At 63.7% G+C, this 10609-nt stretch carries 10 protein-coding genes and 1 pseudogene; 5 read left to right on the top strand and 6 right to left on the bottom strand.

All coding sequences use genetic code 11. From position 1 onward, the window contains the following. The 3 genes and pseudogenes from GNZ12_RS26365 to GNZ12_RS26355 all read left to right on the top strand — a co-directional run. A pseudogene (locus GNZ12_RS26365) lies at positions 1 to 395 on the top strand (biotin--[acetyl-CoA-carboxylase] ligase); the annotation flags it as partial. Next, complete coding sequence (locus GNZ12_RS26360) at positions 392 to 1207, top strand: type III pantothenate kinase (RefSeq protein WP_172315138.1); 816 nt, start codon at positions 392 to 394, stop codon at positions 1205 to 1207. The pseudogene GNZ12_RS26365 and the gene GNZ12_RS26360, both read left to right, overlap by 4 nt. Positions 1208 to 1260: 53 nt before the next feature. After that, entirely contained in the window at positions 1261 to 1500 is a 240-nt protein-coding gene (locus GNZ12_RS26355) for a hypothetical protein (protein ID WP_074285599.1), read from the top strand. A 3-nt stretch (positions 1501 to 1503) separates the two neighbouring features. Here GNZ12_RS26355 and rfaE2 read toward each other — a convergent pair whose 3' ends face one another. The 6 genes from rfaE2 to GNZ12_RS26325 form a co-directional block, all read right to left on the bottom strand. Continuing rightward, positions 1504 to 1986 carry a D-glycero-beta-D-manno-heptose 1-phosphate adenylyltransferase gene (gene rfaE2, locus GNZ12_RS26350; protein WP_172315137.1) on the bottom strand — a complete coding sequence of 161 codons (483 nt, stop codon included), beginning with the start codon at positions 1984 to 1986 and terminating at the stop codon, positions 1504 to 1506. Positions 1987 to 2191: 205 nt separating this feature from the next. Beyond that, complete coding sequence (locus tag GNZ12_RS26345) at positions 2192 to 3064, bottom strand: ferritin family protein (protein ID WP_028198988.1); 873 nt, start codon at positions 3062 to 3064, stop codon at positions 2192 to 2194. A 587-nt stretch (positions 3065 to 3651) separates the two neighbouring features. Then, positions 3652 to 4461 (bottom strand): PhaM family polyhydroxyalkanoate granule multifunctional regulatory protein, encoded by an 810-nt coding sequence (locus GNZ12_RS26340; protein WP_172315136.1) that lies wholly within the window; start codon positions 4459 to 4461, stop codon positions 3652 to 3654. A gap of 180 nt (positions 4462 to 4641) precedes the next feature. Then, a complete protein-coding gene (locus GNZ12_RS26335; RefSeq protein ID WP_172315135.1) occupies positions 4642 to 5538 on the bottom strand; it encodes an enoyl-CoA hydratase/isomerase family protein in 897 nt (298 codons plus the stop codon). A 97-nt stretch (positions 5539 to 5635) separates the two neighbouring features. Then, entirely contained in the window at positions 5636 to 6856 is a 1221-nt protein-coding gene (locus GNZ12_RS26330) for an ABC transporter substrate-binding protein (protein ID WP_172315134.1), read from the bottom strand. A 261-nt stretch (positions 6857 to 7117) separates the two neighbouring features. Next, positions 7118 to 8101, bottom strand: coding sequence for a fumarylacetoacetate hydrolase family protein (locus GNZ12_RS26325; protein ID WP_172315133.1), 984 nt, complete (start codon positions 8099 to 8101; stop codon positions 7118 to 7120). Positions 8102 to 8215: 114 nt separating this feature from the next. On the opposite strand from GNZ12_RS26325, the gene GNZ12_RS26320 reads away from it, so the two are divergent. After that, positions 8216 to 9112, top strand: a complete 897-nt coding sequence (locus tag GNZ12_RS26320; RefSeq protein WP_172315132.1) for an IclR family transcriptional regulator — start codon at positions 8216 to 8218, stop codon at positions 9110 to 9112. A 161-nt stretch (positions 9113 to 9273) separates the two neighbouring features. Then, positions 9274 to 10596: a DUF3108 domain-containing protein gene (locus tag GNZ12_RS26315; protein WP_172315131.1), complete on the top strand. Its 1323-nt coding sequence runs from the start codon at positions 9274 to 9276 to the stop codon at positions 10594 to 10596. The last annotated feature ends 13 nt before the right edge of the window (positions 10597 to 10609 follow it).

Raw genomic sequence — 10609 nt, 5'->3', positions numbered from 1 at the left:
GCACCAATGTGAAGGGCGCGGAGGAGCTCGCCGCCAAGGTTGGCGCGCTGAACGCCGACGTGCCGGCGCAAGCGCGCGGCACCGTGCCGACCGCGCTGCAACGCGCCCTGCCGAACGCGAACCTCACCGATACGCTGGCGGCGGAACTGAACGCGCTCGAACCCGCGTTGCAGCGCTTCGGCGCTGAAGGCTTCGCGCCGTTCCAGGCGCGCTGGAATGCCGTGCACGCTTACGCGGGCCGCGAAGTCGTTTTGCTCGAACAAGGTAAAGAGTTGGCGCGCGGCGTGGCGGCGGGTGTGGACGAGCGCGGGCAACTGCTGCTCAACACGGCTGCCGGGCGTTTAACCGTCGCGACCGGTGACGTTTCGCTGCGTCTGGCCGACGGTGCGGCATGACGAGCGGCGCGCCTTATCTGTTGATCGACGCGGGCAATAGCCGTATCAAGTGGGCGCTGGTACAGCCGGACGGTACGCAAATCGCGGCCGGCGCGCTCGCGCACGGCGGCGCTGACCAGCCTGACTGGTCGACTCTGCCGGCGCCAGGTGGCGCATGGTTATCGAACGTCGCGGGCGAAAGTGTCGCGGCACGGATTACCGCGCTACTCGACGCCCACTGGCCGCAACTGCCGCGCACGACGATCCGCGCCTGCGCGCAGCAATGCGGCGTGACCAATAGCTACACGACGCCGCATGCACTCGGCAGCGATCGTTGGGCCGGCCTGATTGGGGCACACGCGGCGTTTCCCGGCGAGAATCTGCTCATTGCGACGTTCGGCACGGCGACCACGCTTGAAGCGTTGCGTGCGGACGGTTGCTTTGTCGGCGGCCTGATTGCGCCGGGCTGGACCTTGATGATGCGCTCGCTAGGCGAGCACACGGCACAACTGCCGACGCTCGACGCCAACGCGGCGCGCGGCTTGCTCGATGCGAACGCCACGTCCGATCGAGAACGCCACGGCCCGTTCTTCGCGACCGATACGCCGCGCTCGTTGTCAGCCGGATGCACGTTGGCGCAAGCCGGGCTGATCGAGCGGATGTGGCGTGACTTGCAGGAGGAATGGCAGGTGCCGGTGCGCCTGGTGGTGAGCGGCGGCGCCGTGGACGAAGTGACAAGTGCGCTAAAAGTGCCGCATACTCGCCACGATTCGCTGGTGTTGTCAGGGCTTGCGCTGATTGCCGCCGAACGTGCGATGGAACGCAACGCCTGAGTCGCGACCCGACGGATAACGGCGGCAGAACTTATGGACGGGGAATACTAACGATGCTGCGCTGGCTGATCGCCATATTGTTTCTTGCCAACATGCTGGCATTCGTCGCGATGCGCGGCGTATTCGGCCCGACACCCACAGCCGGCGGCCGCGAGCCTAACCATCTGAACCGCCAGTTCCATGCAGAGTGGCTGAAGGTGCAACCCGTCACAGCTGCCGAAGCCGCCGACCAGGCGGTCGTAGGCGGCCCGGCGCCCACGCCGCCGATCGCTGCATCGGCGCTGCCGCAGTAACGATTACCCCTGCGTACGAACCTTCTTCAGCAGCGCGCTGGTCGACCGGTCATGTTCGAAGGGAATCGCCAAAGCCTTCCCACCCCATCCGCGCACAATGGCCGACTCCGGCAACGCATCCATGTCGTAATCGCCGCCTTTGACGAGCACATCCGGCCGCAGTGCCGAAATCAGTTCCACCGGCGTCTTCTCGCCAAAGCAAACCACGTAATCGACGCTCTCCAGCGCCGCCAGCAAAGCCATGCGGTCAGCCTCGTTATTGATCGGCCGGTCATCCCCTTTGCCTAGCATGCGCACGGAAGCATCGCTATTGACGCCGACAATCAGGCAAGCGCCGAGCGCTTTGGCGTCGGCAAGATAAGTCACATGCCCGCGATGCAAGATGTCGAACACTCCGTTGGTAAATACAACCGGTGCAGGCATCGAAGCACGAAGCTTCACCAGCGCATCGCGCGTAAAAATCTTGCGTTCAAAAGTGGCGGCCATGATGGAGTCGCAAAGAAAAAAGAAGTGCCGCCACGATACACGGCGAACGGCATGAAGCAAAACGGCCCAGCAAGCTCACGCCTGCCGGGCCGTTCCTGAAACTGTAAAACCAGTCCGTGGCGCGAGCGCCGGATCGGACTTAAACCCAGCGGACTTAAACCCGCAGATTCAACGCCGCAGCCTCAAACCCGCGCACCAGAATCCATCAAGCCGGCTGTTCAGCCGATTTCTGATCGGCCTGCAAGCGCGCGACGACTTCCTTGCGATAACGGTTCAATTCCTGCGCGGTATTGAACGTGCGCTCGAACAGAATCGACAGGTTATGCAGAATCCGCTCAACCACTTTCTTTTCCCAGCCGTCGTCGAAACGGATCTGCTCGTCGAGCCAGCGTTCGAGCCACTCCGGATCCGGCAGACGCGATTGAATCGTGTCGCGCGGGAACAGCGCCTGATTCACGTGCAGGTTAGTCGGATGCAGCGGCTTTTCCGTGCGGCGCGCCGATGCCATCAGGACGCCGATCTTGGCGAACGCAGCGCGCGCGATGTCGCCGGTTTGCACCATCGCTTTCTTCATGTAGCGCAGATACGCGCCACCATGACGCGCTTCGTCGCGCGAAATGGTTTCGTAGATGGCCTTGATGACCGGCTCGGTGTGCCATTCGGCAGCACGGCGGTACCAGTGATTCAGGCGGATTTCGCCGCAGAAGTGCAGCATCAGCGTTTCGAGCGGCGGCGCGGGATCGAATTCGAAGCGCACGGCGTGCAGTTCTTCTTCGGTCGGGCACATTTCCGGCTTGAAACGGCGCAGATATTCCATCAGCACCAGCGAATGCTTCTGTTCTTCGAAGAACCACACGCTCATGAATGCGGAGAAATCGCTGTCGTGATGGTTATCACGGAGGAACATTTCCGTGGCGGGCAACGCCGACCATTCGGTGATCGCGTTCATCTTGATCGTCGCGGCCTGCTCGTCGGTCAATAGCGATGCATCGAACTTGTCCCAGGGAATGTCTTTCTCCATGTCCCATCGAACGGATTCGAGCGATTTATAAAGTTCCGGATAAAGCATGGTGTTCATAGTCCCACCCCTGTTCTGCGCATACTGTCTGTGTCTGTCACTACTTCGTGTAGCACTTTTGCTGATGACGAACGAAACGCACTGTTTTGTGCCTCGTTTATCGGCCAAGCATTCAATTTTACGCGGTAATCGGCCGCCCAGATGCACCGGGCAGCAAAGAAGTCCACGCGTTTGCGCGGCGCCGCAACTAGACGTTACGCGCTACGCGGCCAACCGTGGGTGAGGGATACCCTATGCCTGAGGTCGAGCCGGCTTGCGATGAACCCGCACCGTCCAGCCCCGCACCGGGATTTCCGGAGGCGAATGAAGCAAGGGCGGCTGGATTGGTTGTTTTCAGTGCACGCCCAAAAGCCAGAAGATAAAGCTTACACAATGATAGCACGCTGACTTTACGGATCCCGTGCGTTGGCAGACGCCATTCCAGCGTCTGATTGATCTCTCTCAATAAACGGCCCGATTCGCCGAGTGTGGCCGACGATCGGGGTCAAAACCATGACAGGCGGCGAATTCATTCCGTTTGCCTCGCCGCTCCGTCAGGTTTTGCCCCGTCGCCGCGTGGGTCGGGCTGCCCCGTTTCATTCCTGCCGTTAACCAGGCTTTTTCGTCGCCCGCGGACCGGCGCCCGAACTGCTTTCGCGCTTGGTCGACGTTGAAGTTGACGTCGAGGCCCGCTTCGCAGCCGGCCGTTTGGTTGCGGCCGCCGCGTCTGTGCCGGCTTCACCCGGCGCGTCAGCCGCTTCCCCTGCCGATGCCGAAGCGCTCGCCGCGCCTTCCGACGCGTCCGGCGCCGACCCGGCAGATGCCGCAGCCGCCGCGGTGGGCGGTGTCATCGCAAACTGGGCGATCTGATTGAACTGCGATTGCAGCAGATTCCACCAGGCGGAGGCGTCGAACGGCGGCGTCGCGGCGGCGTCGCCTTCGCCTTCGTCATTGGCCGGCTCGGCGGCGGCCGATGAACTCGCGCTGGTCGAACCCGAAGCGGCTTGTGGATGCGGCCAGCCGGTCGCCGCGGGACTCGGCTCAGCAGCCGCGGAAGCCGGCTGCGCCATCGACGACTGCGCGAACGCGCCGAACGCACGCAGTGTCGCGAGCGTTGCACGCTGCACTTCGAGCGCCTGAATGGCGGACTGCAGCATGTTCAGATTCAGTTTGAGCCACTGCTCGACCGCTCGCATATCGGTGATGCGCTTGTCGAGTTCTTCGACGTTCGTAAGCGGCGCCATCATGTCGGACATCATCGACAGCGAGGGCCCGAGGCTGCTGCCAGCCTGCGAGCCCGAAAACGCGGAGCCGAACGGCGACAGGCGCATCATGCCCCACATGCGTTCGAGCATTTCAGCGGGCGGAAAACCGGGAAAGCCGGGAAAGGGCGGCGTGGTGCCAGGTGTATCGGTCATGCTTGTCGCCTCGCTGCATAAAGGGAAGGAAATGAGCGCCATCCCGCGCGCGTCTGGATTCGATCATACCGCGCGTGGAACTGCGAACCGCGCCTGATTTGGACTGCTGTTCGCCTCGCTCGCGCAGCACCTCACGTGCCGACCGGCGGGGCTTTGCGCGATACGCGCCGGTCTTCGATTTCAGGAACGCTCACCGCCCGAGGCGCCACCGCCCGGCGTCTGCTGCGGCGGTCCACTCCACGGGTCCGCGCCGCCAAAATCCGGTGCGCGCCGCTCGCGCAGCGAGTTCACGCCTTCGCGCACATCCGGCCCGGCGAAACCCATGAATTCCAGTGCCAGCGACGTATCGAACGCCGGTCCCGCCGAGCGCAGCCAGTTGTTCAGCGCGTACTTGGTCCAGCGAATTGCCGTTTGCGAACCGTTGGCCAGTTTTTGCGCAACTTCGAATGCTTTGGGCAGCAGATCATTTTCGTCGACGGCGAGCGACACGAGACCAATCCGCTCAGCCTCTTCGCCGCTCACCGGCTCGCACAGCAGCAGGTAATACTTGGCCTTCGCCATGCCGCACAGGAGCGGCCAGACGATGGCCGCGTGATCGCCGGCGGCAACGCCCAAACGCGTGTGGCCGTCGATAATCCGCGCCGACTTCGTCGCGATCGAGATATCGGCGAGCAGCCCGGCCACGAGCCCCGCGCCGACTGCCGGACCGTGCATCGCCGAGACAATCGGCTTGCTGCAATTGATCACGTTGTAGACCAGATCGCGCGCCTCGCGCCACACGCGTGCGCGGACATCGAAATCGGTCGCCATGTCTTCGACCAGTTGCAGGTCGCCACCGGCTGAAAAGCCCTTGCCCTCGCCGCGAATGATCGCGACACGCGTGTCGGGATCCCGATCGATATCGCGCCAGATTTCGGCGAGTTCGAAGTGCATCCGCGCGTTAGCGGTGGCGAGCCCACTTTTGTTCGCACCCTCGCCGCTCATCACGACCTCGAGCACGCCGTGCGGATGGCGGTGCAATTGCAGCGACTGGTAGTGCGCGTAAAACGCGTCGTTACTGTGTGGTGCCTGAGACATGGTGAGCAATCCGTCTATCGGTGTGTCTGTTGAAACCGTCGCCCCAAGGGCACATTCGGTACATTCCGCGCTATATCAGCGCAAAACCGGCGCAATTTCAATGCGGCTGATAAACCCACTTCGCGTTCTCGATTTCGACCATCACACGCGCCCGTTGATCGAGTCCGAGGTGATCTGTGGCGCTCATGTTGACCACGCCGTTGGTGTCCGCGAGACCATGCGTCGCTTCCAGCGCATCGCGCAACGCACGGCGAAATTCTGGCGTGCCAGGCGCGGCCGTCTTAAGCGCGATCGGCACTGCGTTGCTGAGCAGCATGCCGGCGTCCCATGTGTACGACCCGAACGCCGACACGCTGCCCGGTCCGCGCAATGCCTCGAAGCGCGCGATGTAGTCGAGCGCGAGACGTTTGGCCGGATGATCCGCCGGCAATTGCGCGGCGACCAGCACCGGGCTCGCGGGCAGGAACGTGCCGTTGCAGTCGACGCCGCATACACGTAGGAAGTCGTTATTGCCGACGCCATGATTGTGATAGATCAGCCCTTTGTAGCCGCGCTCCCTGAGTGTCTTAGGCGGCAGCGCGGCGGGCGTGCCGGCCGCGCCGACCACCACCGCATCCGGATGGGTCGCGAGAATCTTCAGGACCTGGCCGGTCACGCTCGGATCGGTACGATTGAAGCGTTCGCTCGCCACCACGTTGATGTGATGCAGTTGCGCGAACTTCGCGACTTCGGCGTAAAAGGTTTCGCCGAGCGCGTCGGCCTGGCCGATGAACGCGATCGTTTTGACGCCGTGCGTACTGGCGTGCTCGGCAATCGCCGAGGCCATCATCGCGTCGGTCTGCGGGGTCTTGAAGACCCAGTGGCGTTTCGCATCCACGGGTTCGATGATTTTCGCCGACGAGGCCAGCGAGATCATGGGTGTTTCACCATCGGCAACCACGTCGATCATCGCGAGCGAATTCGGCGTGATCGACGAGCCGATGATCGCGTCGACGTGATTCTCGGAGATCAGCTTCTTGGTGTCCTGTACGGATTGCGTGGTGTCGGACGCGTCGTCGAGCACGATGTATTCGACGCTCTGCCCGCCGATCTGTTTGGGCAGCAGCGTGGCAGTGTCGCGCGCGGGAATGCCGAGCGACGCGGCCGGCCCGGTCAGCGACAGCACGAGGCCGATCTTCACCTGCGCGAGGGCGATGCCGGGTAGCGCGGCACACAGCGCGGCGGCGAAACGGGCGAACCCGCGCCGCGATGGTGTGGCGCGCAGGCTCGATGCACGAGCGCGCCGGGTTCCTCGTTCAAGGGATTCAAATCGCGGCATGCTGTCTCCTCACGTCGGTTTTTCGTTTTGATGGTCCGCGGATGGGCTGCTTGTGTCCTGCTTGTGTCCTGCTTGCGTGCGGGTTTGCGTTCGTTTCGCACTGGTTTCGCGATCAACGGACAGCCGCTATCCCGAGGCCGCCGCCGCGCCAGTCAGTGTAGCGGCGTGTTGTGGGGTCGGCATCGGGCGAAACCCTTTCGTTAGACGACAAAGCTCGCACAGACGCGGTCCTGATACCGCGTACTGCACGAAACCGCCGCCTTAATCCAGCGGCGCGATACCCTGATCGATCGCCCCGAAAATCGACTTGCCTGCTTCGTCGAACATCTCGATCTTCACGGTATCGCCGAACTTCATGAACTCAGTTTGCGGCGCGCCGTGCTCGATGGTCTCGAGGCAGCGCTTTTCAGCGATGCAGCAATAGCCGCGCTTCGCGTCCTTGTTCGACACCGTGCCCGAGCCGACAATCGCGCCGGCGCGCAGATTGCGCGTCTTCGCCGCGTGCGAGATCAGTTGGCCGAAGTGGAACACCATGTCGGTGCCGGCGTCGGGTTGGCCGACCTTCTTGCTGTTCCAGTGGACGATCATCGGCCGGTGCACGCGCCCTTCGCGCCAGCTCTCGCCGAGTTCGTCGGGCGTCACCGCGACCGGCGCGAACGACGTGGCCGGCTTGCTCTGGAAAAAGCCGAAACCCTTCGCGAGTTCCGCGGGGATCAGATTGCGCAGCGAGACATCGTTGACGAGCGTCACCAGACGCACGCTCCTGAGCGCCTGATCGGGGGTGGCGCCCATCGGCACGTCGGTGGTGATCACGGCCACTTCCGCTTCGAAGTCGATGCCGAATTCTTCCGATGCGCACAGCACATCGTCTTTCGGGCCGATGAAGTCGTCGCTGCCACCTTGGTACATGAGTGGGTCCGTCCAGAATTCCGGCGGCATTTCCGCGCCGCGCGCCCGGCGCACCAGTTCGACATGGTTCACGTACGACGAACCGTCGGCCCACTGGAACGCGCGCGGCAGCGGTGCCATGCATTCCCTGGCGTCGAACGGGAAGGTGTTGCGCGCGCGGCCCTGGTTGAGCGCGTCGTACAGGTCCTGCAGTTGCGGCGCGTAGAAGGCCCAGTCGTCGAGCACGCGCTGCATGGTGGGCGCGATCGCGTCGGCGACGGCCGCGGTGTGCAGGTCGCGGGACACGACGATCAGCTGACCGTCGCGCGTGCCGTCCTTCAGCGTGGCAAGTTTCATAGAGGAGTGAGCCGTTAGTGACGATAGAAGGAATCTATTCTACGATGGTGAATCGGCCCGGCCCAAGTGCCGTTGCATCTCACTGTCCTTTAACGCGCTTCATGCGCCTCGCTCATGCCTCCAATTGCCCGCTCCGGCGCGATCCACACCGACACCGACTCCGCTGAACCGCCCGAACCGCACGACGCGCCCGAATCCGACGACGAAAGCGTCGAGACCGGCGAGGAAAAGCTGCGCTCCGGCATCCAGTCGATCGAAGTCGGTTTCAGATTGCTCGACGTGCTGACCCACGAACCACGCGCGATGATGCTGCGCGATCTGGCGCAGCGTGCGGGTATGAGCCCGGCGAAAGCGCACCGCTATCTGGTGAGCTTCCTGCGCCTTGGCGTCGTGGCGCAGGACCCGCTGTCGGGGCGTTACGAACTGGGCGGCTTCGCGTTGCAATTGGGGCTCGCGCGGCTCGCCCGCGTCGACGGCGTGAAACTCGCGCGCATTGCGCTTGCCGAACTGCGCGACCGGCTCGACCTGACGGTGGGCATCGCGGTGTGGGGCAATCAGGGGCCGACAATGGTCCACTGGATGGAATCGAGTCATCCGGCCAAGGCATCGCTCAAGCTCGGCGACGTGATGCCGCTGCTCAGTTCCGCCACCGGCCTGCTGTTTGCCGCCTATCTGCCGTCAAGCAAGACCGCCGCGATGCTCGAGCGTGAACTGGCTGATTCGCGCCGCGCGTCGCACATCAGCGGCCCGCGCACACGGGAAGAGGTCGAACGGGTGCTCGCGGAAGTGCGGCAGCACGAAGCGGCGCGCGTGGAAGGCATGTTGCTGCCGACCATCCACGCGTTCTGCATGCCGGTGTTCGACTCGACCGGCGATCTTGCGCTGGGATTGATCGCGCTCGGCCACGAAGGCGCGTTCGATATCAGCTGGGGCGGCGAGATCGATACGGCGCTGCGCGAATGTGCGCGAAAGCTCTCGTACGAGCTCGGGTATAGTGCGACGCCACGCTGATGAACTGAGTTCAGGAACATCGTTCGTCGGCGGGTGGTCGAAACCGTGCGCTGCCCGTTCAGCGCCCTGGTCCGTCGGCTTTCACCGCTCCCGACACGCAGGGACTCTGGACGTGCCTCCGCCAATCCCCTTACCGTCCGCCCGATCGAATTCATTTGCCGATGTCATCACCGTCCACCACACGCCGCTCTGATCGCACGCCGCCCGCCGGGCCGCGCGCCGGTTTGCGGGTGTGGCGATGGCTCGCGGTTCTGCTGGTGGTGGCCGTTCTGCACTGGATTGCGGCGCAATGGGTCGAGCGCAACCGCGCCACGCTGAATCCGTCTGACAACGAGCATGTCCCGGTGCAGGTTGCACTGCTTACACCCGAACGTATCGAACGCAAACCCGCTACCGACGAGCCGCACGCTGCGGCGCCCGTTCCGGCGCACAAAGCAGCCGCGAGCAAACCGCGCGAACACGTGCTGACGGCGACGCAGCCGGCCAAGCAGGCACCCGCGGTCACGGCCGCATCGGATGTCGCGGCGAGCGCATCGGCCGCAGCGAGTACCCCCAATGTCAACGCCAATGCGAGCGCGACCGCCGCCAGTACGGCCAGCGCCCCCGCCGCCGCCAGCGCGCCGCAAGCTTCAGCAGGTGTGAAATTCTCCGTTCCACCATCCGGGGAGCTGCAGTACGACACGTTCTACAACGGCGTGCGCAACCAGCCTGGCACAATCCACTGGACCAGCAACGCACAAAACTACGAGATGGTCGTCTCCGTGCCGCTGCCGTTCGTGGGCACGTTCGTGTACTCGAGCCATGGCCGCATCGACGCCTTTGGCCTAGCACCGGATCAGTACATCGAAAAGCGTGGCCGTCGCCCGGAAGACGTGGCGATCTTCAATCGCACCGACAAACAAATCGTCTTCACGCGCACCCCGGCCACGCTGCCGCTGCCCGACGGCGCGCAGGACCGTTTCAGCATGGTGATGCAGCTTGCCAGCCTCGTGCGCGGCGACCCTGGGGCCTACAAACCGGGCGTGACCCGGCAATTCTTCGTGGTCGACAACGACAGCGGCGAGAACTGGCCAATCGAGACAATCGGCGACGAGACCATCCGCACCGCGCAGGGTTACCTCGAGACGCGCCACTTTAGACGCTTGCCTCGCCATGATGGCGATCTTCGCCGCATCGATGTATGGCTCGCGCCGTCGCTTGGCTGGCTGCCCGCGCGAATCATGCAGACCGAGCCGAACGGCACGCAATTCGAACTGGTGTGGCGCGGCAAGCTCAATGCAGACGATACCGGCAGTCCAACCGACAGTTCTAGTGATGCCGGCAGCACTACTGGTACCGGTGGCACCGATACCGGTAGCACTATCTCACCCGGCAATCCGGCAAACCCGTCGCCCGCCACCAACGCACCCGCGATGACGCCGCAAACCGTCCCCGCTTCACCGGTCGATTCGACCGTTCCCGGCAACCTGCCCGATAAGCCCTGAACTCGAGTAGGGT

The sequence above is a fragment of the Paraburkholderia solitsugae genome (genome assembly GCF_013177695.1).
Taxonomy (GTDB): domain Bacteria; phylum Pseudomonadota; class Gammaproteobacteria; order Burkholderiales; family Burkholderiaceae; genus Paraburkholderia; species Paraburkholderia solitsugae.
The sequence above is the reverse complement of the archived record's forward strand: the minus strand, read 5'-3'. Positions and strand labels throughout refer to the sequence as shown.

Bases quoted from the DNA above. Each gene is read 5' to 3' on its own strand.
- rfaE2 (WP_172315137.1), bottom strand. From the start codon at position 1,986: ATGGCCGCCACTTTTGAACGCAAGATTTTTACGCGCGATGCGCTGGTG.
- GNZ12_RS26340 (WP_172315136.1), bottom strand. From the start codon at position 4,461: ATGACCGATACACCTGGCACCACGCCGCCCTTTCCCGGCTTTCCCGGT.
- GNZ12_RS26360 (WP_172315138.1), top strand. From the start codon at position 392: ATGACGAGCGGCGCGCCTTATCTGTTGATCGACGCGGGCAATAGCCGT.
- GNZ12_RS26315 (WP_172315131.1), top strand. From the start codon at position 9,274: ATGTCATCACCGTCCACCACACGCCGCTCTGATCGCACGCCGCCCGCC.
- GNZ12_RS26335 (WP_172315135.1), bottom strand. From the start codon at position 5,538: ATGTCTCAGGCACCACACAGTAACGACGCGTTTTACGCGCACTACCAG.
- GNZ12_RS26355 (WP_074285599.1), top strand. From the start codon at position 1,261: ATGCTGCGCTGGCTGATCGCCATATTGTTTCTTGCCAACATGCTGGCA.
- GNZ12_RS26320 (WP_172315132.1), top strand. From the start codon at position 8,216: ATGCCTCCAATTGCCCGCTCCGGCGCGATCCACACCGACACCGACTCC.
- GNZ12_RS26325 (WP_172315133.1), bottom strand. From the start codon at position 8,101: ATGAAACTTGCCACGCTGAAGGACGGCACGCGCGACGGTCAGCTGATC.
- GNZ12_RS26330 (WP_172315134.1), bottom strand. From the start codon at position 6,856: ATGCCGCGATTTGAATCCCTTGAACGAGGAACCCGGCGCGCTCGTGCA.
- GNZ12_RS26345 (WP_028198988.1), bottom strand. From the start codon at position 3,064: ATGAACACCATGCTTTATCCGGAACTTTATAAATCGCTCGAATCCGTT.